The sequence below is a fragment of the Pseudomonas mosselii genome (genome assembly GCF_005796105.1).
GTDB classification, from domain to species: Bacteria; Pseudomonadota; Gammaproteobacteria; order Pseudomonadales; family Pseudomonadaceae; genus Aquipseudomonas; species Aquipseudomonas mosselii_C.
The window spans coordinates 479706-504335 of the sequence record NZ_VAUO01000001.1; the positions used below are offsets into that span (position 1 = coordinate 479706).

The window sequence follows — 24630 nt, forward strand, 5'->3', positions numbered from 1 at the left end:
GCGGATCATTCAATAGGCCTTGTAATTGGTCGATCCGCACCCATCTAGCAGGCCTTGTCTTGCCTTGGAATTCAGCATGGAACTCAACCGCTTCGGCGATATAGCCGCCTTCGTCAGTGCCGTAAAGGCCGGTAGCTTCACCGCTGCCGCCAGTAGCCTAGGCCTGACCCGCTCGGCGGTGGGCAAGAGCATCGCCCGGCTTGAGGCGCGCATGGCGGTGCGTCTGCTCAACCGTACCACGCGCAAGCTGAGCCTGACCGACGAAGGGCAGGTGGCGTTCGAGCGCTGGCAGCAGATTCTCGATGACCTGGACGAAGTCGACACCACTATGGCCCAACGCCGGGGTAAGCCCAGCGGTACACTGCGCCTGACCGCGCCGCTGTCGTTCGGCCAACGGCATGTGCTGCCGATCCTCGACCGTTACCTCAAGCAGTGGCCCGAACTGCGCGCCGATATCCGCTTCACCGACCGCTTCGTCGATCTGGTGGAAGAGGGCGTCGACGTGGCCGTACGCATCGGCGCGCCAAAGGAAGACTCGCAGTTGCTCACCCGTACCGTGGCCTGGCAGCAGTTCGTCACCTGCGCATCGCCCGGCTATCTTGCCGTGCATGGCACACCTCAGGTCCCGGCAGACCTCTACGGCCACGACAAGATCGCGTTTCTGGTCGGCGAGAAGTCCAGCCCCTGGCGTTTTAGAACCGAGGCTGGGCTGCACCTGTGCGAGGAGCCGGGGCGGCTGAACATCGACAGCTCCGAGGCGATGCTCGAAGGCGCACGGGCTGGCTTCGGGCTGATCCACTTGCCCACCTACATCACCAGTGACGACCTACGCGCCGGCACGTTGGTGGAGGTGTTGCACGATTATCGGCCGCCGGCCGACCCGATCCGCATCGTCTACCCCAGCAAGCGGCACCTGTCACCCAGGGTGCGCGGCTTCATCGACCTGCTGGTGCACAGTTGGGAAGCCGGGGTGCCCTGGGAGCTGTAGGTCTGCGGCCAAGTCAGCACGGGCTGATCGGGCAGGCCGACGCTGATGAGCTGAATTCACGCCTGCTTGAGAAATGGGTAGTCGGTGTAGCCTTCAGCCCCATTGGCATAGTCGAATTGGGCGCGGTGTGGGTTCAGCGGCGCGTTTTGCTTGAGCCGCTCCACCAGGTCCGGGTTGGCGATGAACGCACGCCCGAACGCCACGGCATCGATCAAGCCCCGACCCAGCAGGTCTTCGGCCTTTTCGGCGGTGTAGGCGCCGGCGGCTACGATCACACCGGGGTAGGCGGCGCGGATCGCTTCGCGGAATTCGTCACGCAGCGGCTTGCCGCCAGCCCAATCGGGTTCGGACAGGTGCAGGTAGGCCAGGTTGCGCTTGGCCAGCTCGCCAATCAGGTACAGGCCGGCGGCTTCCTGGTCTTCGCCGTTATCGATGCCGTTGAAGCCACCGAGCGGGAAGATACGAATGCCGACGCGCTCGGCGCTCCACTGAGCGATGGCCGCGTCCACGGCTTCCAGTACGATGCGCGCGCGGTTTTCGACGCTACCGCCGTAGCGGTCTTCGCGCAGGTTGGCGCTCGGCGTCAGGAACTGATGCAGCAGGTAGCCGTGGGCGGCGTGCAGCTCGATGAAGTCGAACCCGGCCTCGCGGGCGTTGCTGGCGGCTTGGCCGAAGTCGGCGACGATGCCGGCGATTTCAGCTTCGCTCAACGCGCGCGGGGTAGAGGTTTCCACGCGGGTCAGGTTGCGGTTTGCATCGCGCAGCGTGGTACGTGCATTGGCAGCCAGCGCCGACGGCGCGACGGGTGCTTCACCGCCTGGTTGCAGCGTGGTGTGCGAGATGCGGCCAGTGTGCCAAACCTGCACGGCGCTGTGGCCGCCAGCGGCGTGGATGCCTTCGTTGACCTGGCGCCAGCCGGCGATCTGCTCGGCAGTATGGATGCCCGGCGAGCCCGAGTAGCCCTTGGCCTGGAACGAGATCTGCGTGGCTTCGCTGATGATCAGTCCGGCACTGGCGCGCTGGGTATAGTACTCGGCCATCATCGGGGTCGGCACATCGCCCGGCTCCAGGCTGCGCAAGCGCGTCAGCGGCGCCATGAAGACTCGGTTGGGCAAGGTGAGAGGGCCGAGCTTGAGGGGTTCGAAGAGTTTCATGGAGGCTCCATCGCAAATGAATTCGAGGGGGCGCACGATACCGAGGTGATTGGGGAAAGGGGGGACCGGCATACCGGCGTCTGGCTCCCCAATGGGGAGTTTGTAGCAGCGGCCGTGTGTCGCGATGGGCTGCGTAGCGGCCCCAGGATTTGCTTAAGGGCATCCATTTGGGGGGGCGCTACGCGACCCATCGCGACACAAGGCTGAAAGCATCAACTACGCGCCAAACGCCCGCTGACGAAGTGCGCCACGTCATTGAACCCTGGCGTCGAAGCATGCCCTGGGGTCACCAGCGAGTCGATGAAGGCTTCGTCTTCGGCGCTGATCTTCACCTCCAGGGCACCTGCGTAGGTGTCCCACTGCGCTTCGGTGCGCGGCCCGACGATGGCCGAGCTGATCAACTGGTTGTTGAGCACCCAGGCGATGGCGAACTCGACGATACCCACACCCTTGGCCTCGGTGTAGGCATGGATTTTCTGGGCGATGGCCAGCGATTCCTCGCGCCACTCCACCTCGAGGATGCGCTTGTCCTGGCGCCCGGCGCGGCTGCCTGCGTCCGGTGTCGAGCCCGGTGCGTACTTGCCGCTGAGCACGCCACGCGCCAGTGGGCTGAACGGCACCACGCCCAGGCCATGAAAAGCTGCGGCAGTCAGTTGCTCGGGTTCGGCCTGGCGGTTGACGATATTGTACAGCGGCTGGCTGACCACCGGCTTTGGCACGCCCAATTGCTCGGCCACATGGCAGATCTCGGCAATCCGCCAGCCCCGGAAGTTGCTCACCCCCCAGTAGCGGATCTTGCCTTGGGCCAGCAGGTCGCCGATGGCGCGCACGGTCTGCTCCAGCGGTACGCTGTGATCTTCGCGGTGCAGGTAGTAGATGTCCAGGTAATCGGTGCCCATGCGCGTGAGCGTGGCGTCGAGGGCGTTGAACAGGTGTTTGCGCGACAACCCGCTGCGGTTCGGCAGGCCATCCACCGGACCGTAGCCGGCCTTGGATGCGACGATCCAGTCCTGCCGATTGCGCGCCACCGCCTCGCCGACGATTTCTTCGGAACGTCCGCCGTTGTACACATCGGCGGTATCGACGAAGTTGATGCCTTGGTCCCAGGCCTTGTCAATGATGCGCAAGGCGTCCTCGGTGCTGGTCTGTTCGCCGAACATCATGCTACCAAGGGTCAGGGCTGAGACCTGCAGGCCACAGGTGCCAAGTGGACGGTATTTCATTGCCGGGAATCCTTTTCTGCCAAGCATGGGAACTCTGTGTTTTACACACAACGCGAGCCGTTTTAAAGCGTGCTGATCGGGCACCGCTGCCGCCATTGCTGCGCCCTTGACCCTGGCATGCGCTCCAACGGGCCACAGCTCGACCAGGCCATGATTACAATTGTTCACACAAATACCACCTGAGACAAAATTGACTCATCTTGGGCCCGCACTTACCATTCGCGCCGTTCTTTATCAAAGGCTCGGGTGAAGTCATGGGCAATATGCGTGCATTTGGAATGGCCAGCGGTCTGGCGGCCGCCGTGCTGTTGGCTGGCTGCGAAGCTGCGGATGCGCCGCCGGCAGCATCTGCGGCATTGCCGGTAGAAACCGTGACGGTCACCCACGAAACCCTGGCCCTGGCATCTACGTTGCCGGGTCGGGTCGAGCCGATGCGGGTTGCCGAAGTACGCGCCCGAGTGGCCGGCATCGTCATGCGCAAAACGTTCGAAGAAGGTGCCGACGTCAAGGCCGGCGATCTGCTGTTCCAGATCGACCCGGCGCCGTTCAAGGCTGCACTGGCCCGCGCCGAGGCCGATCTGGCGCGGGCCCAGGCGGTGCAATACGAGTCCCAGGCCCGGGTGCGCCGCTACGAGCCGTTGGTGCAGATCCAGGCGGTCAGCCAACAGGACTTCGACACCGCCAGCGCCAACCTGCGCAGCGCCCAGGCTGCGGTGCGCTCGGCCCTGGCCGACGTGCAGACGGCGCGTCTGAATCTGGGCTATGCCTCGGTCACTGCACCGATCTCCGGACGTATCGGCCGAGCCTTGGCCACCGAGGGCGCGCTGGTGGGGCAGGGCGACGCCACGCTCATGGCACGCATCCAGCAGCTTGATCCGATCTACGTCGATTTCACCCAATCAGCCGCCGATGCCCTGCGCCTGCGCCAGGCGTTCAAGGACGGCACCTTGGCCAAGGACGACGAGAAGGCGCTGACCGCCGAGGTGGAAGGCACCGAGTACCAGCGCCAGGGTGCCCTGGTGTTCACTGATGTGGCGGTGGACCGCAGCACCGGCCAGGTCACCTTGCGGGGGCGCTTCGACAACCGCGACGGCATCCTACTGCCCGGCATGTATGTGCGTGTACACACTCCGCAAGGCGTCGACCGTCAGGCGATCCTGGTGCCACAACGCGCGGTGCAGCGAGGCAGCGACGGTCAGGCTCGGGTGATGCTGGTCGGCAAAGGCAACGTGGCCGAGGCGCGCAACGTGACGACCGGGGCTATGCAGGGCGCGCGCTGGCAAATCACGCAAGGGTTGCAGAGCGGTGATCAGGTCATCGTCGGCAGCCCTGCCGGCCTGTCTGCCGGCGCTGCGGTGTCCGTGGTCCAGGCCAATCAAGCTGCGGCACGCTGAGACGAGGAAGCGTAATGTCCAGATTCTTCATCGATCGGCCGAACTTCGCCTGGGTCGTGGCGTTGTTCATCTCGCTGGCCGGACTGCTGGTGATCCCGCTGCTGCCAGTGGCTCAATACCCAAGCGTGGCCCCGCCGCAGATCACGATTAGCGCGAGCTACCCGGGGGCGTCGGCCAAGGTGCTGGTGGACTCGGTGACCAGTGTCATCGAGGAGTCGCTCAACGGTGCCAAGAACCTGCTGTACTTCGAGTCGACCAACAACGCCAATGGCATGGCCGAAGTGGTCGTGACCTTCGAACCGGGCACCGACCCGGAACTGGCCCAAGTAGACGTGCAGAACCGCCTGAAGAAGGCCGAGGCGCGTCTACCCCAGGCGGTGATTACCCAAGGCCTGGAGGTGGAGCAGAGCAGTGCAGGTTTCTTGCTGATCTACGCCCTGAGCTACAAGGATGGCTACCAGCGCGCCGATACCACGCAACTGGGGGACTACGCCGCGCGCAATATCAACAACGAGTTGCGCCGGGTGTCCGGGGTGGGCAAGTTGCAGTTCTTCTCGTCCGAGGCCGCCATGCGTGTGTGGGTCGACCCGCAAAAGCTGGTGGGTTATGGCTTGTCCATCGATGACGTGGGCGCTGCCATTCGTGGGCAGAACGTACAAGTGCCGGCCGGCAGCTTTGGCGCCACGCCAGGCAGCAGCGAGCAGGAACTGACCGCCACCCTGGCGGTGCAGGGCACCTTGGACGACCCGCAGGCGTTCGGTCGGGTAGTCCTGCGGGCCAATCCTGATGGCTCGCTGGTGCGCTTGGCGGACGTCGCGCGCCTGGAGGTGGGCCTTGAGAGCTACAACTTCGCCTCACGCCTGAACGGCCGCCCGGCGGTGGCTGGCGCGGTGCAACTGGCGCCTGGGGCGAATGCCTTGCAGACCGCCGAGCGCGTTAAGCAGCGCCTGGCCGAACTGTCGGCGTTCTTCCCCGAAGGGGTCGAGTATTCGGTGCCTTACGACACCTCGCGCTTCGTCGACGTGGCCATCGACAAGGTCATCACCACCCTGATCGAAGCCATGGTGCTGGTGTTCCTGGTGATGTTCCTGTTCCTGCAGAACATCCGCTACACCCTGATTCCGTCCATCGTGGTGCCGGTGTGCCTGTTGGGCACGCTGGCGGTGATGAAGCTGCTGGGCTTCTCGGTGAACATGATGACCATGTTCGGCATGGTGCTGGCCATCGGCATCCTGGTCGACGATGCCATCGTGGTGGTGGAGAACGTCGAGCGGCTGATGGCCGAGGAAGGGCTGTCGCCGGTGCAGGCGACGATCAAGGCCATGGGGCAGGTGTCCGGGGCGATCATCGGCATCACCTTGGTGCTGTCGGCGGTGTTCATGCCGCTGGCGTTCATGTCCGGCTCGGTGGGGGTGATCTACCAGCAGTTCTCGCTGTCGCTGGCGGTGTCGATCCTGTTCTCCGGGTTCCTGGCCTTGACCTTCACGCCAGCGCTGTGCGCCACGCTGCTCAAGCCCGTACCCCAGGGGCATCATGAAAAGCGCGGTTTCTTCGGCGCTTTTAACCGTGGCTTTGCCCGCCTGACCGAGCGCTACGCGCTGATGAACAATGCGCTGGTGCGCCGCGCCGGACGCTGCATGCTGGTGTATGCCGGGATCCTCGCCATGCTCGGCTTCTTCTACCTGCGCTTGCCGGAGTCGTTCGTGCCGGTGGAAGACCAAGGCTACGCGATCGTCGACGTACAGTTGCCGCCGGGCGCCAGTCGGGTGCGTACCGACGCCACCGGCCAGGCCCTGGAGCAGTTTCTGATGTCCCGTGAGGCGCTGGATTCGGCGTTCGTGGTCAGCGGTTTCAGCTTCTCGGGCATGGGCGATAACGCTGCGCTGGCGTTCCCGACCTTCAAGGATTGGTCCCTGCGCGACCCCGGGCAGTCGGCCGATGCCGAGGTACAGGCGATCAATGCGCGCTTCGCCGGGCATGGCGACGGCGCGATCATGGCGGTCAATCCGCCGCCTATCGATGGCTTGGGCAACGCCGGTGGTTTCGCCCTGCGTCTGATGGACCGTGGCGGGTTGGGCCGCGAGGCCCTGCTGGCGGCGCGTGACCAGTTGCTCGGCGCGGCCAACGGCAACCCGGTGATCCTCTACGCCATGATGGAGGGCCTGGCCGAGGCGCCGCAGCTACGCGTGCAGATCGACCGTGAGAAGGCCCGCGCCCTGGGCGTGAGCTTCGAAACCATCAGCAGCACCCTGGCCACTGCGTTTGGCTCGGCGGTGATCAACGATTTCACCAACGCGGGCAGGCAGCAGCGCGTGGTGGTGCAAGCCGAGCAGGGCGCGCGCATGACGCCGGAAAGCGTGTTGCAACTGTACGCCCCCAATAGCAGCGGTGAGCAGGTGCCGTTCAGCGCCTTTGTCACCACCCGCTGGGAAGAAGGGCCGGTGCAGATCGTGCGTTACAACGGCTATCCATCGATTCGTATCGCCGGTGACGCGGCGCCTGGTTACAGCACCGGCCAGGCCATGGCCGAGATGGAACGTCTGGCTCGTGATCTGCCACCGGGCATCGGCTATGCCTGGACCGGGCTTTCCTACCAGGAGCAAGTCTCCAGCGGCCAGGCCACACACCTGTTTGGTCTGGCGATCCTGGTGGTGTTCCTACTGTTGGTGGCGCTGTACGAAAGCTGGGCGATCCCGGTGACGGTGATGCTGATCGTGCCAATCGGCGCGCTGGGCGCTGTGTTGGCGGTGATGGTGGCGGGCATGCCCAACGATGTGTACTTCAAGGTGGGCTTGATCACCATCATTGGTTTGGCGGCGAAGAACGCGATCTTGATCGTCGAGTTCGCCAAGGAGCTGTGGGAGAAGGGCTACAGCCTGCGTGACGCTGCCTTGGAGGCTGCGCGGCTACGCTTCAGACCGATCGTGATGACCTCGATGGCGTTCATCCTGGGCGTCGTGCCCCTGGCTATCGCCAGTGGCGCCGGGGCGGCCAGCCAACGTGCCATCGGCACTGGGGTAATCGGCGGCATGCTCAGCGCCACGCTGCTGGGGGTGGTGTTCGTGCCGATTTGTTTCGTCTGGGTGCTGTCGCGGCTCAAGCGCACGCCCAAAACGGTGGCCGCCGAGGCCTGAAGGCTCCTTTGGTTGGACGATCCAGCCGTTCGGCCCCTGGACGTGTGTTCAGGGGCCTTTTTTGTTTGGCTGACGGGGCGCGAAGCGGCGCCAGGCGAGGGATGGGTTAGCCGCGATGTCAGGCCTGGAGCAACGCGCCGCGCAGGAACAACTGCTCCAACGTCTGTGCCGAGTTGGCGCTGGCGGCCCGGCCACGGCGCTCGGCGTCGACCATGCCGTAGATCATGCTCAGGAACATTTCGGTGAACACCGCCGCACTGATATCGATGCGCAGTGCCCCCGCTTGTTGGGCGCGCAAGAAGAACGCATCCATGGCCTGAGTGTAGGCCAGCCAGCGGCGGTCCTCGCCCTCGCCAAGCAGGGTGTCGGGACGGTACTGGAACATCAGGAAGACCAGCATTTCGCGGTGCTTGAGATGTTCGCCGATCAAGTGGCGTAGAGCTGCCAGAGGCTCGGCTGCGTCCAGCGTCGCGTCGTGGATCACTTGGTTGAGTACCCGTTCGCCGTGGTTTTCGAGCATTGCCACCAGGTTGTCACGGGTGCCGCAATAGCGGTGCAGGGTGGCCTTGCTGACACCTGCGGCTTCGGCCAATTCCTTCAGCGTTGCGCGCGGGTGGACCACGATGGCGTGGGCCAGGGCCTTGAGCAGGCGTTCGTCGTGGGCAGTAGGTTGCATCAGGGCCTCGCAAGGGTCGCAAGCTTGGCATTGTGCAGCAAATGAGGAGAGGATCAAGCCTTTACGGCTCGTTTGAGACTTTTATGTGTCGTTAGTGCGGCTGATGCCGCGCAGCCTGTTTCGGGGTAGGCCTGCATTCCGGCAGGCCCGCCCCTGAATCCAGCGCCGCCCCCTGTAGGAGCGGCCTAGCCGGTGCCATCCACCGCGCCCTCTACTTCGCGGTGGTCCGGCAAGCCCACAGGCTTCAATGCGGCGCGCGGGGGATGGTCTTGAGCAGGTCTTCCGGGCTGATGTGTCCGACCACCTGGGCCACTGCGCTACCTGGGGTCGGCAAGTCGATGATGTGGCTCTTCATCTTGCCGATCACGTGCATTTCGCAGGGTTTGCAGTCGAACTTGAGGGTCAGCACCTCATCACCCTGGATCAACTGCATCGGCGCGACCTTGGTGCGCACGCCGGTCACGCCCTTGGCCTGCTTGGGGCATAGGTTGAACGAGAAACGCAGGCAGTGCTTGGTGATCATCACCGGTACTTCGCCGTGCTCTTCGTGGGCCTCGTAGGCGGCGTCGATCAACTGCACACCATGCCGGTGGTAGAAATCGCGGGCCTTCTGGTTGTAAACGTTGGCCAGGAACGACAGGTGCGACTCGGGGTACACCGGTGGCGGGCTGGTCTCGGCCTTGCGCGTACCACGCGGGTGGGCCTTGATCCGCGCTTCGGTCAGCGCCTCGATGGCTTCGCGGCGCAGGGCCTTGAGCTGCGAATTGGGGATGAAGTACGCCTGCGGTGCATCCAGCTCGATGGCGTTGGCGTGGTACATCGTGGTGCCCAACTGACCGAGCAGGTCGTGCAACTGATCCAGCGCCTGCTGTGGCTTGTTGGCCACGCCGAACGGACCGTCCAGCGCCACCTGCACGCTCACACCTTCTTCACTGCTGGCGGTCAGCATCAGGCGCTGCTCGCGTAGTACGGCGTGCCACTCGATACCCACCCGGCGCTCGGCCGAAGTGCGCTGCAGGGCTTGCTGCCAATTGTGGTCGAGGTTGCGCGACAGCGGGTGGTTGGGCCGCAGCTTTTGCAGGCCCTCGGGCATTTCGTTGGGCTCGACCCGGTAGCGGTAGCGCTTCTGGCCGTCTTCCTCGGACTCACTCTTGAGCTCGGCGATGTTGGCGCGAAAGCCCACCACCTCACGCTTGACCAACACGTTGAGGCCATCGCCGTTGGTCAACGGTACGTCAGTGGTCACCAGCAGGTCACGCTTACCGACTTTCTCCACCACGCCCACCGGCAGGCCGGTGAAGGTCGGCGAGTCGAACGCGCCGATGTCGATCTTGCGGTCGCTGACGAAGTAGTCGGTGCTGCCGCGGTGGAAGGTCTTGTCAGGATCCGGCACGAAGAAGTGCTCGGTACGGCCGCTGGAGGCGCGGGCCAGGTCCGGGCGGTCTTCGAGGATCGCGTCGAGTTCCTTGCGGTAGTGGGCAGTGATGTTTTTCACATAGCCCACATCCTTGTAGCGTCCTTCGATCTTGAACGAGCGCACGCCAGCATCCACCAGGTCACGCAGGTTGGCGGTCTGGTTATTGTCCTTCATCGACAGCAGGTGCTTCTCAAAGGCCACCACGCGGCCTTGGTCGTCCTTGAGGGTGTACGGCAGGCGGCAGGCCTGGGAGCAGTCTCCACGGTTGGCGCTGCGCCCGGTCTGGGCGTGGGAAATGTTGCACTGGCCGGAGAACGCCACGCACAGCGCGCCATGGATGAAGAACTCGATGGCCGCGTCGGTTTCGGCGGCGATGGCGCGGATCTGCTGCAGGTTCAGCTCACGTGCCAATACCAGTTGCGAGAAGCCCGCCTGGTCGAGGAACTTGGCTCGCTCCAGGGTACGGATGTCGGTCTGGGTGCTGGCATGCAGCTCGATTGGCGGGATGTCCAGCTCCATCACCCCCAGGTCCTGCACGATCAGCGCATCGACGCCTGCATCGTAGAGCTGGTGGATCAGCTTGCGCGCCGGCTCCAGCTCGTTGTCGTGAAGGATGGTGTTGATGGTGGTGAACACGCGGGCATGGTAACGCCGGGCGAACTCGACCAGCTCGGCGATATCGCCGACTTCGTTGCAGGCGTTGTGGCGCGCGCCGAAGCTCGGGCCGCCGATATAGATGGCATCCGCGCCATGCAGGATCGCCTCGCGGGCGATGCTCACGTCACGCGCAGGGCTGAGCAGTTCCAGGTGATTCTTTGGAAGGGACATGTCGTTATAGGTTTCGGGCTGTCACGGTAAGGCGGGCATTGTAGCGGTGAATGGGCGTTTAGGCACCTAAAAGCCTGGCTCTGGCGCTCGGTTGCCTGTCGAGGTTCGATGGCGATAACCTTGATGGCATTCTGAGGTCATTCATGGAGAGGCGGGCCGTTGATTTTAGTACATTTGTTCATATCGGAACATAAAGCGCTGAGTAACGTGAATGTACCATTTTCCAGTGAGTTTGAATGTGCTGTAGATGAGCTTTTCAATGTAAATATTCAGCGCCGGCATCGGCCGCAGGTTAACTTCTATGATGGACATAGCTTTCAAGCGATCATTGGTCAGAATGGTTCAGGCAAAAGTTCTGTAATCGACGCGATCAACGTGTTTGAGGGTGATAGTGACTCCCTTGTACTTGCGGTGTTCTACGATGATGGAGAGTGCCGTTATAAAATCTGCTTGAACAATATATTTTCTGAGCGCGTGACGGTTGAGAAGGCGGATTTGCCGTTCGACTTCGTGGAGAATGTCGCGGAATTCTTCAAGGCGAACAGAGTCGACGTCGTTCATATCAACGCTATACAAGAGGTCAAGGTAGATGATGGATTGCCCATCAAGCGCTCCAGAGGTAGCTATGTAAGACGCTTGACCGTTCCTGAGGCGATGCGTTCACAAAATACACGCAGGGACTACTTCAATCGTTATTTGCGTTATTTCAGGCGGTACCTGGGAGGTGAATACAGAGAAAACATAAGGTATATGTTTTCTTTATCATCTTCCTCTATTGGGCGGTTCGAGAGTGCCCTGGTGCGCTACCGGCATGCGGTGGACTCGAAACTGATTGGTCAATGGCTCAAGGATTTTAAACTGCGTGAACGCTCATTGGACTTCCCATTGCACAGCGATGTGGAGCGCGCTGTTGTCGGCATGAACGTGCCTTCAATTATAAATAGCTTGGCGAAACGCTCATCCAATGCTGATCTTGAGGCCTTGCATTTGCTGGAGAATTATGCGCTGCTTGATTATGAGCGCCCCGACACACATCCTGTTGACTTGATCGAAAACGCTTTGAAGAATTATCTCGCGGCGCGTTCGGATTCCGGCCCAGAGGCAAAAAAAGGTGATGCGTCTTCGCGCCAGCACGAACCTGAGCATCAGGAGGTCATTCGCGCAAATCTTTCGCTGACGTTAGCAAAATTAGAAAGCTTTGCCATGGAGCTCTATCACGCCAATCCAGACGACACCAAGCTTGATCTTTCCGGCGTGATTGTCGAGGATTATGAGGTCGTAGAAAAACTGACCGAAATCGCATCGCGGCTACCGGGGGCTGTGGCGGGGAATATCAGGTGGGGGTGGCGCGGCGCAAGTACCGGAGAGTTGGCGCGTGCGCATGTTTTTTCCGAGTTTTTCAATTATTTAATTGGCCGCGCCGAGAATACCTCTTCAATTGTATTCATGGATGAAGCCGACCTGTATTTGCACCCTGAATGGCAGCGTAACTTTGTTTCGGATTTGCTGGCCCTGAGTCGACATGCCGATAACGATGTGTCCTCTTCAAGCTTGCAGGTTATCGTCTGTACGCATTCCCCGATTATTGTGAGCGACTTTTTGTCTAGCGACATCATCTCGCTTAAGGTCGATGAATATGCTGGCTTATCAGTGGAAAAGTCAGCAGGCTTTGGAAGTAGTATTGTAGATATCTACATGGATGATATGCACTTGAGTTCCACGTTTGGGGAGCACGCTGGAACCAAGCTGGGAGGACTTATCGAGGCAGCGAAGCGTCACATGCTCAGCGAAGCCGACCGCAGGTTGATCAACGAAATTACAAGCGATACTACCAGGAGCTTTTTGTTGAGCTATGATAAAAATCAATAAGCGCCACAAAGCCTCGCTTGTCAGAAAGTATGTTGACTACGCCATAGAAGAGATACTGCTCCCCAATCTTAAGGCGTTGGCTGGTAACGCACCTGCAAACGTATCGAAGCGGCTATTGACGTTTTTTGATGAGGGCTACCTCAGAGCACTCCTCGTCATAGAGCCCAGTGATATTGAGGGTGTCATTAAGCAGGTTTCTGACGTGTTTCCTGAACTGGCGGAGTATTACTGCCCTGCGTTAATTCTATCTGAGATCAATCTGCCTTATCACGAAATCCCCAGTTCAGTGGCTGAGGAGGTGGATAAGGAAACTGTTGAGCGGCTGGCGACATTGGCTGCGGTTAAACTCACTGCGATAAAAGCGGGGCGCTCATTGCAGTACATAGATACACTTATAGCCTGTTTGACATCTGGCGCCTCACATTACAAGAAGCGCAAGATGTTGATCAGGTTGCAGCTTGCCTCCGCTGGGGGGTATAAGATCTCATCGAAAGAACGCAAGGCTTTTCCCGCCTGGATTAAAAACTTCGGTTCATGCTTTGACTTCGAAAAGGTTGCGGGTGAGTTTGGCGAGGATATTTGTAATCGATTGGATTTGAGCGTTTGTCCCTACTGCGCCATTGAAAATCTGAGCATCTTAAAGGCGGATTTATCTCGGCCGGAGCTTGATCACTTTTATCCCAGGTCTCGATTTCCCTATCTAGCGATCTCGCTCAATAATTTAATTCCCGCCGGATCCTCATGCAACCAGAAAAGTAAAAGAAATCACCCCATGCTCAGCCATGCACACCCCTTTGTTCAAGGTATGGGTGACGAAGATTTGTTTGTTTTTAATTATTTGAGTAACGGCAATAAAATAACTGACCTGAAAATTGGTCTAAAGGCTCAGAGTATAAAATGCAATAACATGAATATTGAACGCTTCAGACTGGCCGAGAAATACAAATATTATGAAGAGTTGACGTGCTGGTTCTCAAATGCCTACGCGATGAAGAGCTTGCTTAGGCAGCTGGGGCACAGGGTTTCAAGCGCTGAAGTCAAGGGCTTGCCGTACTTCGAAAGCGAGTTGAAGCGTGCAACGAATAAAGTGACTGCGCAGCAATTCAAGGTAGAGGCAGTGAATAAAATCTTCGGCACCGCATTTAAGGTCATGCAGCAGAAACCGTGAGTCATATCATCATTCGCACTGCTGAATTGCCCTTGCGAGTCTTAACTGGCAAGGGCTGGCAACTTCAGCCCTTGGCCGCCATCGCCGTCACTTCCACGCGCATACCCTCGAACGCCAGTGCCGCAACGCCCACGGCGGCACGTACCGGCCATGGCTTGCTGAAGAAGCGCTGATACACCTCGTTGAACACCGCGCGGTCGGCCATGTCGGTGAGGTAGATCGTCAAGTGCAGCACGCGGTCCATGGAGCTGCCGGCCTTCTCCAACGCGGCCTTCAGCGCTTGCAGCGTGGCTTCGCACTGGGTCTGGATATCGCCCAGCTCCAGGCTGCCGTCGGCTTTCAGCGGGATCTGGGTGGTCATCAGGATGCCGTTGAACTCGGTGACATCCGAGGAAATGGAGTCGGCGTCCGGGTCCGGGGTGTAGATGATGTCTGCGTTTGCCATGGGTACTTTGCCTTGCGACGGAAGGAAAACCGCCAGCCTACGCGAGCCGGCGAGGCGGGTCGAGCGGGGTGGCGGTCGCCTGGATTTGAAAAGCACCGCCCGCCGGGGCAGAATCGCGCCCCCACACCGGCCAAGGCGCCGGGCAGGCTGTAGAACGAGGCATCCGTTGAACCAAAACACTTTGTCCATGCGCCTCGAGCGTGTGGCGGCGCACATTCCGGCCGGCGCGCGGCTCGCCGATATTGGCTCCGACCACGGCTACCTGCCGGTGGCCTTGTTGCTGCGCGGGGCGATCAGCGCGGCAGTGGCGGGCGAGGTGGCGCAGACGCCTTTCCAGGCCGCCCACCGCAGCGTGCGCGAGAACCAATTGGAGCACTGCGCCAGCGTGCGCCTGGCCAGTGGCCTGGCGGCCATCGAAGCCGGCGATGAAATCAGTGCGGTGAGCATCTGCGGCATGGGCGGGGAGACCATTCGTGACATCCTCGAAGCGGGTAAAGCGCGCCTTGGCGGGCATGAGCGCCTGGTGCTGCAACCCAATGGTGGCGAGCAACCCCTGCGCCAGTGGTTGGCCGATAACGGCTATCGCATCGTTTGCGAGGAAGTGCTGCGGGAAAACCGCTTCGACTACGAGATCATCGTCGCCGAGCGCGGCCAGCCGGAACGCTACAGCCCCGAGCAACTGTACTTCGGGCCACGCCTGCTGGAAGCGCGCAGCCCGGCGTTCCTGTTCAAGTGGCAGCGCATGTTGCGCCAGAAGCAGCAGGCCCTGGCCAATTTCGAGCGTGCGCGCGAGGCGGTGGCGCCAGAAAAAGTGCAGGACTTTACCCGGCAAATTGCCTGGATCAGCGCAGTGCTCGGCTAAACCAGGCGTCAACCGCGTGACACTAGGTCATTGCCCTCTCTGGCGGTAATCGGCATCGTGATGCTTCCTGTATTCATTTGTGTTTCACAATAAATGGGCCGCCGCGTGATAGATTCTTGCCTTTCATGTGAGTAATGAGAGCGTCACCCCATGGACATGCTGCATGCGATGCGTACCTTCGCCCGAGTCGTGGAGTGCGGCAGTTTCGCCGCCGCGGCCAACGCTCTGGATATCTCGGCTGCGCAGGTGTCGCGCATCGTCGCCGAGCTCGAAAACCAGTTACAGACCCGATTGCTGCACCGCACCACCCGACGCCTGCGCATGAGCGAGGCTGGCGAGCGTTTTCTGGAGCGTGCGCGGCAGATCATGCACCTGACCGAAGAGGCCATGGACGAGGCTCGTGGCGCCCACCTCACGCCGCGCGGCCGCCTGCGCGTGCATTGCACCCACGGTCTGGGGCTGCTGATGATGCCGCTGGTGGCGCGCTATAACGCGGCGTGCCCGGAGGTGGTGATGGAACTGACGCTGTCTCAGCGCAATCCTGACCCGCTGGCCGAAGGGCATGATGTGGTCATCACCATCGGGCAGGGCCTGCCGGACTCGCAACTGATCGCCATCCCCCTGGGCGGCATCCATAGCATCCTGTGCGCCTCGCCGGACTACCTGGCCCGCCATGGTGTGCCTGAGCGCCCCGAAGACCTGCACCATCATGTATGCCTGCGCACGGTGGACCCGTTGTTCGAGGAGGACTGGGCGTTCGGCCAAGGGCCCGAGCAGTGCGTGATCGTACCCCAGGACACCTTCCTCACCAACGTCGCCGACGCGATGCTGCGGGCCACCGAACTGGGCATGGGCGTGGGCCTGCTGCCGTACTACTCGGCCAGCCAGGCTATCAGTGAAGGGCGCCTGTGCCGTTTGTTGGCACCGCACCGCCTGCGCCAGCGCGAGATCTACGCGATCTATCCCTCGCGCCACTACCTGGACGCCAAGGTGCGCACCTGGATCGACTACCTCAAGGAGCAACTGCCGCCGCTGTTCGAGCAACACATGCACGTGGTGCAGCAACCTCAGTACTGGCGCTAGACGCGGTGAGCGCGGGGTGCGCGCCTTCACTGGAAACGCTCACGCCGCAAAGCCTGGTGGCGACGCTGTACTAGGCTAAGCGGCAGTGGGGGCGACCGCTACTGGATGGCGACGGACTCCGAGGCCAGCCCTGGGAGCGGGGGCGTGGCGCTGAATCGCAGTGACGAAATGCCTTGCTGACGATTGAGCGCGCGAAGGGGGTTGCAAGTAAAGTGTTATAACGTAACATTTAGCATCTCCCCCCGTTCCCAAGGCGCCCACCGTGATCCGCAGAAATCCCTCTGGCCATCTCCCTGAAATCGCCGCCTCCGCCTACATCGATCACACCGCTATCATCTGCGGCAAGGTCATCATCCAGGACAATGTGTTCGTCGGCCCCTACGCGGTGATTCGTGCCGATGAAGTGGACGCCACTGGCGATATGCAGCCGATCGTCATCGGCGCCAATTCCAACATCCAGGACGGCGTGGTGATTCACTCCAAGTCCGGCGCAGCAGTGCGCATCGGCCAGTACAGCTCCATCGCCCACCGCTCCATCGTACATGGTCCATGCGAGGTGGGCGATCGCGTGTTCATCGGCTTCAACAGCGTACTGTTCAACTGCAAGGTCGGCGACGGCAGCGTGGTGCGGCACAACTCGGTGGTCGATGGCTGCGACCTGCCGGCGCGCTTCTATGTGCCGCCCACCGAACATATCGGGCCGCATACAAACCTTGCCGCGTACCCCCCGGTCAGTGTGTCGGCAGCGGAGTTCTCTGAGGACGTGACGCGAACCAACATCGACCTGGTGCAGGGCTATAAAGCCTTGCAGAACGAGTTCTGAGCATGGACGCGCTGCTGGTACGTAATGCCCGGCTGGTCAACGAAGGCCGCGAGTTCGAGGGCGATTTGCTAGTGCGTCACGGGCGTATCGAGCGCATCGCCGGCTGCATCCTCAACGCCCGTGCGGCCTGCGAGATCGACGCCCAGGGCGCCTACCTGCTGCCTGGAATGATCGATGACCAGGTGCACTTTCGTGAACCGGGCGCGCCGCACAAGGGCACCCTGGCGAGCGAGTCGCGGGCGGCGGTGGCGGGGGCATCACCAGTTTTATGGACATGCCCAACACCCAGCCGCCGACCCTGAGCCGCGAAGCCTTGCTCGACAAGCAACGGCGGGCCGCAGCAAGCTCGGTGGCCAACTACGGCTTCCACTTCGGGGTCAGCCGCGACAACCTTGACGCCATCGCGGCGCTGGACCCGCGCGAGGTGGCCGGCATCAAGGTATTCATGGGGGCGTCGACCGGCGACATGCTGGTGGATGACCCCGAGGTGCTGGAAAAGCTGTTCGCCTGCGCCCCGACCTTAGTCCTGGCGCACTGCGAGCACACCCCCAGCATCCTTGAGAACGAGCGCGCCTGGCGCGCCCGGCACGGCGACTTCATCCCACCGGCGGCACATCCGCTGATCCGCGATGCCGAGGCCTGCTACCGCTCATCGAGCCTGGCGGTGGCGTTGGCCCGTCGCTTTGGCACCCGGCTGCATGTGCTGCACCTGACCAGTGCGCGGGAGCTGGCGCTGTTCGAGCCTGGCCCGGTGGCGATTAAGCGCATCACCGCCGAGGTGTGCCTGCATCATCTGCTTTTCGATGACAGCGACTATGCAAGCCTGGGGCACCTGATCAAGTGCAACCCAGCGATCAAGACCACGACCGATCGCCAGGCTTTGCTGCGCGCCCTGGCCGAGGACCGCATTGACGTGATCGGCACCGACCATGCGCCGCACACTCTTGATGAAAAACACCGCCCTTACGCCCAGGCACCTTCCGGCCTGCCGCTGGTGCAGCACGCCTTGCCGGCTGCGCTGGAGTTGGTCAGCCAGGGAGCGCTGAGCATGGCTCAAGTGGTGCACAAGACCAGTCACGCGGTGAGCGACCTGTTCGCCATTCGCGAGCGCGGCTACCTGCGCGAGGGTTACTGGGCCGATTTCGCCTTGGTGGAGCGGCTACAGGTGCCGCAGGCGGTGGCAGATGAACCGATCCTCGCCCACTGCGGCTGGACGCCGTTCCAGCAACATCGCTTCCACCACGTGGTGCGCAGCACGGTGGTATCCGGCCAGCTTGCTTGGCACCAAGGGCGTGTGCAGCCGAACTGCCAGGGCTTGCCGTTGATGTTCGAACGCTGAACCCCTGGCAGGCTGTCGTTTAGGAGTGGTACCCATGAATGAAGCACAATTGCTGCAACAACCCCCCGATGAATACATGAGCGAACCGCAGCGCCAGTTCTTTCGCGACCTGCTGCTGACTCAGCGTGCCGAGTTGCAGGCCCGCATCGACAGTGAGTTCAGGGCCCTGCGCGAATACGAAGTACACAGCGATCCGGCCGATATCGGCAGCGCCGAGGAGGAGCGACACTGGCAACTGCGCTCGCTGGAGCGCGAGAAGAAGCTACTGGACAAGATCGACCAGGCGCTGGAGCGCTTGGCCTGCGGCGACTACGGCTGGTGCGAGGAAACCGGCGAGCCCATTGGCCTGCGCCGGCTACTGCTACGGCCCACCGCGACGCTGTGCATCGAAGCCAAGGAGCGCCAGGAACTCAGGGAGCGGCACCTGCGCAACGATGGCTAGTGCGCTGCCAGTGGTAGCGCCAGCAATTGCCAGCGCACCGTACTGACGCCTTTTTCCAGGCTTATGCGACTGACCAGGCGTTCCAGCGCGGTAGTTGCCTGGGCGGCGCCGATAAGCGCGCCCAGCAGCAAGGTGGCGCCGACGCGCAGCAGAAAGACTTTCCAATCCATAGCGAACCTCGTTCTGCGGGCAGTCGCCCACATGGGCGCCGCTCAATGGCGGCGGGAAGCGAAAAACGATGAATGCGCAGGACCACAATCCATGGCGCCGGCAGGCGCCTGGATGAAAAGCAGGGAAGGTGAAGGAGTCACCGTCTACCGAGCGCGGCGAGACAGTGCAGCAGCGCTGTCGGACTGCTCGCCATGTCGGCCCGTCGCAATCGACTGGGACTACTGTCCAATGCAGGGTGCGCCTATGCAGGGAGGGAAAAATCGCGACGCGGACACTACGCCCGGTGCGGGACAGGGTCATGGCTAAAATCATGACAATTGCGTCACGGCGAACTTTCCTGCACCCCGCGCGGCAGTGGTACCCTTACGCCCGTTATTGCCTCGAACCCGGACCTCTGCATGCTGTTCAACCTCGCCGTGCTGTTCACCACCCTTGTGGCTATGGAAGGCGTCGGCACCCTGGCCCACAAGTACGTCATGCACGGTTGGGGCTGGTGGCTGCACCGCTCGCACCATGAGCCGCACCTGGGCGTGCTGGAAACCAACGATCTCTATCTAGCGGCACTGGCGTTGATCGCCGCTGCGCTGGTGGCGCTGGGCAAGGCCGGACATGCGCCGTTGCAGTGGGTGGGGGCAGGGGTGGCAGGGTATGGCGTGGCCTACGTGCTGGTACATGACGGGCTGTTCCATCGTCACTGGCCGCGCGCACCGAGGCCGGTCAACCGCTATCTGAAGCGCCTGCACCAGGCGCATCAACTACACCATGCGGTGAAGGGGCGACAGGGATGCGTGTCGTTCGGATTCTTCTACGCACCGCCACTGCGCGTGTTGAAGCGGCAATTGAAGCGGCGGCGCAGCTAGCGCGATCAGTTAGCGGTCTCGACGATCGCCTCTTGACCTTTATGCCCGCGACTTACCCACCAGCCAAATCCTGCGGCTGTGAAGAACATGATCAGGCTATAGAGTGCTGCCGGCACCGCCATGGTGGGGTTGTTTAACAGACTCGGGCTCAGGGCCAGGGCGATGGCCAGAGTACCGTTGTGGATGCCGATTTCCATGCCGATGGCGATCGCCTGGCGCCGCGGAATGTTCAGCAGGCGCGGCACCCAGTAACCTACCCCCAGGCTCAGCAGGTTGAACAACAGTGCGGCGCCGCCGACGATCGGCGCGTACTGCACCACCGTTTGCCAGTCCTTGGCCAGCGCAAGCACGATGGTGAAGGCTAGAAACAGTGCCGCCACCAATTTCATCGGCTTTTCCATGCGTGCGGCGAAGCCTGGCGCCCGATGGCGAATCAGCATGCCCAGCGCCACCGGCAGCAGCACGATGGCGAACACCTGCATCACTTTGGCAAATTGCAGCGGAATCGCTTGGTCCGCCTGCATGAACCAGGTCAGCGACAGGTTCACCAACAGCGGCATGGTCAGGATGGCGATCAATGAATTGACCGCTGTCAGGGTAATGTTCAGCGCCACATCGCCATGCGCCAGGTGGCTGAACAGGTTCGCGGTGGTGCCGCCTGGCGAGGCGGCCAGCAGCATCAGGCCCACGGCCAGCGCCGACTCAAGGCCAAAGCCGTTGGCAATCAGGAAGCACACCAGTGGCAGCAGCAGGATCTGGCAGGCCAGGCCGACCACCACGGGCTTGGGGTATTTCACCACCCGGGCGAAGTCGGCCAAGGTCAGGGATAACCCCAGACCCAGCATGATGATGCCCAGGGCGAGCGGCAGGATGGCGGTAAGCAGGGGCGAGGCGGTCATGAGTGGCTACTCGAACGGAATATCCCGAGCAGTCTAGGTGCCCGGCTAACGATAGCTAATCGCAACTGGCCATACTTGGTAACCGTTTATTACCGAACCCCTGGCCGGTAGCGGCTACACGCCGCGTTGCGATGCTGCCTCCGGCGCAGTAGCATTCGCGCTTTTGCCGAAGGATTAGCCCACCATGCCGTTCCAGCCAGGTCTGCTCGCCACCCCGGTGCCAGCCCACGCCCGTCATTTGTTCTTTGCCCTCGATTCGCAAGAAGCCTTGGCCGGCGTGCTTGATCGGTTGATCGCCGAGGTCGATGGCCAGAGCGTGGTGCTGGGTATCGGTGCACCGTTGGCGCAGGTGCTGGGCCGTGAGGTGCTTGGTCTGCGCAGCTTCCCGCAGTTGCAGGCCCAAGTACCCAACCCGGCGACTCAGCATGCCTTGTGGTTGTGGCTGCGTGGCGAAGAACGCGGCGAACTGTTCCTGCGTGCGCAAGCTCTGCAGCAGTTGCTGGCCCCGGCCTTGCGTCTGGTCGACAGTGTCGATGGTTTCCTGCACCGCGGTGGCCGTGACCTGACCGGCTACGAGGACGGCACCGAGAACCCGGTCGACGAGCAGGCCATCGAGGCCGCCATCGTGTCCGGCGATGTCCCGGGCCTGGCCGGTTCCAGCTTTGCTGTCTTCCAGCTGTGGAAGCACGATCTGGACTATTTCAAGGCGCTGCCGCAAGCCGAGCAGGACAACATTATCGGGCGCCGCCTGAGCGACAACGAAGAACTCGATGATGCGCCCGAGTCTGCCCACGTCAAGCGCACGGCCCAGGAGAGCTTCGCTCCCGAGGCGTTCATGGTGCGGCGTTCGGTGGCCTGGGCCGATGAGCGCGGTGCGGGCCTGGCGTTCGTCGCGATGGGGCACTCGTTCGACGCCTTCGAAGTGCAGCTCAAACGCATGAGCGGTTTGGAGGACGGCATCATCGATGGCTTGTATCGCTTCAGTCGGCCCCTGAGCGGCGGCTACTACTGGTGCCCGGCACTCGGTGAGGGTGGTGTGGACCTGCGTCTGTTGCTGGCCTGACCAAGCGCTGGAGCCTGCGCGGGCGATGCACCGCGTCCACAGGCTCCAGCGCCTTGCACATATAGGCTTGCGCCCCAGATAGAGTCGACTGCTTTGTTTAGCGCCACCGGTCTGCCCGATGTGCAATAGACCGAATCCCTTTGTGCCTGCGTACTCACAACCTTGTACGGCAAGCGTGCCGTGCACTCTCAAGCCACACGAGGTTGAAGACCATGGCCAACAAAGAGAACAGCAGGATGGGCAACCAGGGCGGTTCGAAAAACCCTGGAAACTTCGCCAATGATCGTGAGAAGGCCTCCGAAGCCGGCCGCAAAGGTGGGCAAAGTTCCGGGTCCGGCCAACACCGCCAGACCACGGACACCGGGCGCAAGGGCGACCGTGCGTAAATGACCGATTGCAGTGCCGGGCCTGCCTGGCACTGCATCGCTGCTGCTAACGGAACTTTGCTCGTCCCGATCGCCTCCACCGCAAGCACACTGCGACGCAATGGGAGGCCTGCATGGCCAGACACATCATCCACTACACCGGGCCGATCAACTCGGCCACCTGCGGCAACCTGATTAATACCTGCGCCAAGGCCACCCAACAAGGCGCCGACCTGATCCAGCTGAACATCGCCACCATGGGCGGCGAGTGTAGCTATGGCTTCACGCTGTACAACTTTTTGCGCGCCTTGCCGGTGCCTGTGCACACCCACAACCTGGGTACGGTGGAGTCCATGGGTAATATCCTGTTTTTGGCCGGCAGCCACCGCACAGCCTGCGCCTTCAGCAAGTTCCTGTTTCATCCGTTTCACTGGACCTTGCACGGGGCAGTTGATCACGCGCGAATGGCCGAGTACGCCATGAGCCTGGACTACGACTTGCGCTTGTATGTGCAGGTCGTCGCCGAGCGTACCCAAGGAGCCAGCGAGGGGCTCGACATCGCACGCTACCTCATGGCCTACCCGCGCATCCTGGGGCCGCAAGAGGCGCTGGCCAGCGGCATGATTCATGCCGTCGACGAATTGCCGATACCTGCTGACGCCACGCAATGGAGCGTGCACGCCTGAGTGGGCGTGCAAATTACTGCAGCGGCAACGTACGTCACCGTCGGTCCGAAAAAGATGACTGCCAGTGAGTCGAGCGCCGCCGTCTGCCCTCGGAATGACTGAAGGATGTTTTACCTGCCCTCAAGGGAGAACCGACATGCCAGAAGAACAGCGCCAACCCAGCCGCCGTGGCGGGACCCAGCAAACCAATTCCGGCAACTTCGCCAACGACCGGGAGCGCGCCTCTGAGGCTGGCCGCAAAGGCGGGCGTAACTCAGGTGGTAATTTTGCCAACGACCGGGCCAGGGCTTCGGAGGCTGGCCGCAAGGGTGGACAGCGCCGCCACGGCCCACATGAGCCGCCTTCGCAGAAATAAGGCCTTTGGCCACTACTGCACCTTGTCAGCGTGCCTGTGAATTTTCTGAATTTTCACGCAACTGGCTGATCCATCAGTTAATAACCCATGGAGAAAGGAGGCCCATAGCGATGCCGAGCCCTCAGTTGTACATCATCGACTATCACCTGCATGGTCAAGTGCGTAGCTTCATCATTCGACTGGAACACATGGATAACGCTGAGGCCTGGCACTGGGCCAGTTGCGATGCCGGGATCGGTATCATTCCGAAGTTCGGCCGCGAAAAAATCCGCAAGGTGAGCCGCCCGATGGCAGAGCGCTATGGCATTACCCAAGTGACGTGGCGACTGTCGGGCAGCCGCCCGGACAAGGTGTCAGAGGTTGCCAGATAGTCAGTCATTGGTTCCGCAGCCATGACCGGCCAGGGGGCACGAGCAGTTGCAGGCGCCTGACATTGAGGTGTTGGCTAAGCCTGTGTATCTAGCCAGCATGGTGGTCGTACTGGCCAGGCTTGCTTGATATCGGGTGCGTCGTCGCCGATCCAAGCACTGAAAATGGTCCGGCTCTCCAGCGGGGAGTCGGTTGTTTTTAAGCGATTCCACCTGCACAATTACGCCTATCTTACGTGGTACATACCACGGTACATGCTTAATGGAGAATGGTATGTCGCGGGTGGGTGTAACCAAAGAGGCTGTTGAGCAAGCGCGTGATACGCTGCTTGCCAGGGGTGAATACCCAAGTATCGATGCAGTACGTATCGAACTGGGTAACACCGGGTCGAAATCGACCATCCACCGTTACCTCAAGGCGCTGGAACAACCCGTGAAGTTGGGCGATGCCGCCGGGTTGAGCGCCCCATTGGGGCGCCTGGTCGAGCAGCTCTCGGCGCAGCTTCAGCGCGAAGCGCAAGCCTGTGTCGAGGTGGCTCAGACCGCCTTCGAGCAGCAGCAAGCACAGCTGCAGGGGCAGTTGGCGCTGGCCCAACGGGCATTGGCCGCAGCGCATCAGCAGCACGAGGTCCAGCTGAGTGCGCTGCAATTGCGCCTGGCCGACAAGGAGCAGCAGTTGCAGCTCGCCGAACAACGCCACGAACAGGAGCTGGGCCGCCAGCAAACCCAGCTGCGCCAGTTGCAGGGCCAGTTGCAAACCGTGCAGCAAGGCGCCCTGGCGCGTCAGGCAGAGCTGACCCAACTGCACCGTGACAATGGGCGATTGCAGGCTGAGCAGCGTCAGACCCAGGAAGCGCTCGCGCGGCTGGAAGCGCAACTTGAACAGCGTGACGCTCAGGTCCAGGGGCTGCGCGCGATGCTTGCGCAAGCGCAAGGGGTAGGGGAGGAGTTGCGGCGTCAGTGCGCCGAGCGTGACCAGGCACTGGCGCAACTGCGGTTGCCATAGCGACTGGCCTTC

20 protein-coding genes and 4 pseudogenes are annotated in these 24630 nt (G+C 61.8%); 17 read left to right on the plus strand and 7 right to left on the minus strand.

Annotated elements, in window-relative coordinates; translation table 11 throughout:
* The first annotated feature begins 76 nt into the window (after positions 1-76).
* Positions 77-988, plus strand: coding sequence for a LysR family transcriptional regulator (locus FEM01_RS02265; RefSeq protein WP_138217655.1), 912 nt, complete (start codon positions 77-79; stop codon positions 986-988).
* Positions 989-1044: 56 nt separating this feature from the next.
* Here FEM01_RS02265 and FEM01_RS02270 read toward each other — a convergent pair whose 3' ends face one another.
* Positions 1045-2142, minus strand: a complete 1098-nt coding sequence (locus FEM01_RS02270) for an alkene reductase (protein ID WP_138217656.1) — start codon at positions 2140-2142, stop codon at positions 1045-1047.
* A 212-nt stretch (positions 2143-2354) separates the two neighbouring features.
* Positions 2355-3365 carry an aldo/keto reductase gene (locus FEM01_RS02275; protein ID WP_138217657.1) on the minus strand — a complete coding sequence of 337 codons (1011 nt, stop codon included), beginning with the start codon at positions 3363-3365 and terminating at the stop codon, positions 2355-2357.
* A 254-nt stretch (positions 3366-3619) separates the two neighbouring features.
* On the opposite strand from FEM01_RS02275, the gene FEM01_RS02280 reads away from it, so the two are divergent.
* Both FEM01_RS02280 and FEM01_RS02285 read left to right on the plus strand, forming a co-directional pair.
* Complete coding sequence (locus tag FEM01_RS02280; protein ID WP_138217658.1) at positions 3620-4759, plus strand: MexC family multidrug efflux RND transporter periplasmic adaptor subunit; 1140 nt, start codon at positions 3620-3622, stop codon at positions 4757-4759.
* Between the two features lie 14 nt (positions 4760-4773).
* On the plus strand, positions 4774-7893 hold the full coding sequence (locus FEM01_RS02285) for an efflux RND transporter permease subunit (RefSeq protein ID WP_138217659.1): 3120 nt from the start codon (positions 4774-4776) through the stop codon (positions 7891-7893).
* 118 nt (positions 7894-8011) lie between these two features.
* On the opposite strand, the gene FEM01_RS02290 is transcribed toward FEM01_RS02285, so the two are convergent.
* Entirely contained in the window at positions 8012-8569 is a 558-nt protein-coding gene (locus tag FEM01_RS02290) for a TetR/AcrR family transcriptional regulator (protein WP_138217660.1), read from the minus strand.
* A gap of 244 nt (positions 8570-8813) precedes the next feature.
* The gene (locus FEM01_RS02295; RefSeq protein ID WP_138217661.1) at positions 8814-10814 is read right to left on the minus strand and encodes a peptidase U32 family protein; all 2001 of its coding nucleotides are present in this window, start codon (positions 10812-10814) and stop codon (positions 8814-8816) included.
* 207 nt (positions 10815-11021) lie between these two features.
* On the opposite strand from FEM01_RS02295, the gene FEM01_RS02300 reads away from it, so the two are divergent.
* Both FEM01_RS02300 and FEM01_RS02305 read left to right on the plus strand, forming a co-directional pair.
* Positions 11022-12683, plus strand: coding sequence for an AAA family ATPase (locus FEM01_RS02300; RefSeq protein ID WP_138217662.1), 1662 nt, complete (start codon positions 11022-11024; stop codon positions 12681-12683).
* Positions 12667-13851, plus strand: a complete 1185-nt coding sequence (locus FEM01_RS02305) for an HNH endonuclease domain-containing protein (protein WP_138217663.1) — start codon at positions 12667-12669, stop codon at positions 13849-13851. The genes FEM01_RS02300 and FEM01_RS02305 overlap by 17 nt, the downstream gene beginning before the upstream one ends.
* 64 nt (positions 13852-13915) lie before the next feature.
* Here FEM01_RS02305 and FEM01_RS02310 read toward each other — a convergent pair whose 3' ends face one another.
* Positions 13916-14296: a RidA family protein gene (locus tag FEM01_RS02310; protein ID WP_138217664.1), complete on the minus strand. Its 381-nt coding sequence runs from the start codon at positions 14294-14296 to the stop codon at positions 13916-13918.
* A gap of 166 nt (positions 14297-14462) precedes the next feature.
* Between FEM01_RS02310 and FEM01_RS02315 the strand changes: the two genes are divergently transcribed.
* The 5 genes and pseudogenes from FEM01_RS02315 to dksA all read left to right on the plus strand — a co-directional run bounded on the left by FEM01_RS02315 (position 14463) and on the right by dksA (position 18845).
* Entirely contained in the window at positions 14463-15158 is a 696-nt protein-coding gene (locus FEM01_RS02315) for a tRNA (adenine(22)-N(1))-methyltransferase (protein ID WP_138217665.1), read from the plus strand.
* Positions 15159-15308: 150 nt separating this feature from the next.
* The gene (locus FEM01_RS02320; protein WP_138217666.1) at positions 15309-16241 is read left to right on the plus strand and encodes a LysR family transcriptional regulator; all 933 of its coding nucleotides are present in this window, start codon (positions 15309-15311) and stop codon (positions 16239-16241) included.
* Between the two features lie 262 nt (positions 16242-16503).
* Complete coding sequence (locus tag FEM01_RS02325; protein WP_138217667.1) at positions 16504-17064, plus strand: carbonate dehydratase; 561 nt, start codon at positions 16504-16506, stop codon at positions 17062-17064.
* A gap of 2 nt (positions 17065-17066) precedes the next feature.
* Positions 17067-18403, plus strand: a pseudogene (locus tag FEM01_RS02330) (dihydroorotase).
* Positions 18404-18437: 34 nt separating this feature from the next.
* Complete coding sequence (gene dksA / locus FEM01_RS02335; RefSeq protein ID WP_138217668.1) at positions 18438-18845, plus strand: RNA polymerase-binding protein DksA; 408 nt, start codon at positions 18438-18440, stop codon at positions 18843-18845.
* On the opposite strand, the pseudogene FEM01_RS02340 reads toward dksA, so the two are convergent.
* Positions 18842-18961, minus strand: a pseudogene (locus FEM01_RS02340) (MgtC/SapB family protein); the annotation flags it as partial. The gene dksA and the pseudogene FEM01_RS02340 overlap by 4 nt on opposite strands.
* A gap of 453 nt (positions 18962-19414) precedes the next feature.
* Between FEM01_RS02340 and FEM01_RS02345 the strand changes: the two are divergent.
* Positions 19415-19876 carry a beta-carotene hydroxylase gene (locus FEM01_RS02345; RefSeq protein WP_138217669.1) on the plus strand — a complete coding sequence of 154 codons (462 nt, stop codon included), beginning with the start codon at positions 19415-19417 and terminating at the stop codon, positions 19874-19876.
* A 5-nt stretch (positions 19877-19881) separates the two neighbouring features.
* On the opposite strand, the gene FEM01_RS02350 is transcribed toward FEM01_RS02345, so the two are convergent.
* Complete coding sequence (locus FEM01_RS02350; protein WP_138217670.1) at positions 19882-20775, minus strand: bile acid:sodium symporter family protein; 894 nt, start codon at positions 20773-20775, stop codon at positions 19882-19884.
* Positions 20776-20959: 184 nt separating this feature from the next.
* On the opposite strand from FEM01_RS02350, the gene FEM01_RS02355 reads away from it, so the two are divergent.
* The 6 genes and pseudogenes from FEM01_RS02355 (at position 20960) to FEM01_RS02380 (ending at position 24618) form a co-directional block, all read left to right on the plus strand.
* Entirely contained in the window at positions 20960-21838 is an 879-nt protein-coding gene (locus FEM01_RS02355) for a Dyp-type peroxidase (protein ID WP_138217671.1), read from the plus strand.
* A gap of 212 nt (positions 21839-22050) precedes the next feature.
* A complete protein-coding gene (locus tag FEM01_RS02360) occupies positions 22051-22224 on the plus strand; it encodes a general stress protein (RefSeq protein WP_138217672.1) in 174 nt (57 codons plus the stop codon).
* A gap of 104 nt (positions 22225-22328) precedes the next feature.
* Positions 22329-22889 (plus strand): annotated as a pseudogene (locus tag FEM01_RS02365) (ATP-dependent Clp protease proteolytic subunit); the annotation flags it as partial.
* A 187-nt stretch (positions 22890-23076) separates the two neighbouring features.
* Positions 23077-23244: pseudogene (locus FEM01_RS02370) on the plus strand (general stress protein); the annotation flags it as partial.
* 110 nt (positions 23245-23354) lie between these two features.
* Complete coding sequence (locus FEM01_RS02375; protein WP_138217675.1) at positions 23355-23615, plus strand: DUF6555 family protein; 261 nt, start codon at positions 23355-23357, stop codon at positions 23613-23615.
* A gap of 271 nt (positions 23616-23886) precedes the next feature.
* Positions 23887-24618 carry a DNA-binding protein gene (locus FEM01_RS02380; protein ID WP_138217676.1) on the plus strand — a complete coding sequence of 244 codons (732 nt, stop codon included), beginning with the start codon at positions 23887-23889 and terminating at the stop codon, positions 24616-24618.
* Positions 24619-24630 lie beyond the last annotated feature (12 nt).

Excerpts from the sequence above, each read along its gene's own strand:
- FEM01_RS02280 (WP_138217658.1), top strand. The coding sequence starts at position 3,620 with ATGGGCAATATGCGTGCATTTGGAATGGCCAGCGGTCTGGCGGCCGCC.
- FEM01_RS02360 (WP_138217672.1), top strand. The coding sequence starts at position 22,051 with ATGGCCAACAAAGAGAACAGCAGGATGGGCAACCAGGGCGGTTCGAAA.
- dksA (WP_138217668.1), top strand. The coding sequence starts at position 18,438 with ATGAATGAAGCACAATTGCTGCAACAACCCCCCGATGAATACATGAGC.
- FEM01_RS02375 (WP_138217675.1), top strand. The coding sequence starts at position 23,355 with ATGCCGAGCCCTCAGTTGTACATCATCGACTATCACCTGCATGGTCAA.
- FEM01_RS02295 (WP_138217661.1), bottom strand. The coding sequence starts at position 10,814 with ATGTCCCTTCCAAAGAATCACCTGGAACTGCTCAGCCCTGCGCGTGAC.
- FEM01_RS02310 (WP_138217664.1), bottom strand. The coding sequence starts at position 14,296 with ATGGCAAACGCAGACATCATCTACACCCCGGACCCGGACGCCGACTCC.
- FEM01_RS02305 (WP_138217663.1), top strand. The coding sequence starts at position 12,667 with ATGATAAAAATCAATAAGCGCCACAAAGCCTCGCTTGTCAGAAAGTAT.
- FEM01_RS02285 (WP_138217659.1), top strand. The coding sequence starts at position 4,774 with ATGTCCAGATTCTTCATCGATCGGCCGAACTTCGCCTGGGTCGTGGCG.
- FEM01_RS02270 (WP_138217656.1), bottom strand. The coding sequence starts at position 2,142 with ATGAAACTCTTCGAACCCCTCAAGCTCGGCCCTCTCACCTTGCCCAAC.
- FEM01_RS02265 (WP_138217655.1), top strand. The coding sequence starts at position 77 with ATGGAACTCAACCGCTTCGGCGATATAGCCGCCTTCGTCAGTGCCGTA.
- FEM01_RS02380 (WP_138217676.1), top strand. The coding sequence starts at position 23,887 with ATGTCGCGGGTGGGTGTAACCAAAGAGGCTGTTGAGCAAGCGCGTGAT.
- FEM01_RS02350 (WP_138217670.1), bottom strand. The coding sequence starts at position 20,775 with ATGACCGCCTCGCCCCTGCTTACCGCCATCCTGCCGCTCGCCCTGGGC.
- FEM01_RS02320 (WP_138217666.1), top strand. The coding sequence starts at position 15,309 with ATGGACATGCTGCATGCGATGCGTACCTTCGCCCGAGTCGTGGAGTGC.
- FEM01_RS02345 (WP_138217669.1), top strand. The coding sequence starts at position 19,415 with ATGCTGTTCAACCTCGCCGTGCTGTTCACCACCCTTGTGGCTATGGAA.
- FEM01_RS02290 (WP_138217660.1), bottom strand. The coding sequence starts at position 8,569 with ATGCAACCTACTGCCCACGACGAACGCCTGCTCAAGGCCCTGGCCCAC.
- FEM01_RS02355 (WP_138217671.1), top strand. The coding sequence starts at position 20,960 with ATGCCGTTCCAGCCAGGTCTGCTCGCCACCCCGGTGCCAGCCCACGCC.
- FEM01_RS02275 (WP_138217657.1), bottom strand. The coding sequence starts at position 3,365 with ATGAAATACCGTCCACTTGGCACCTGTGGCCTGCAGGTCTCAGCCCTG.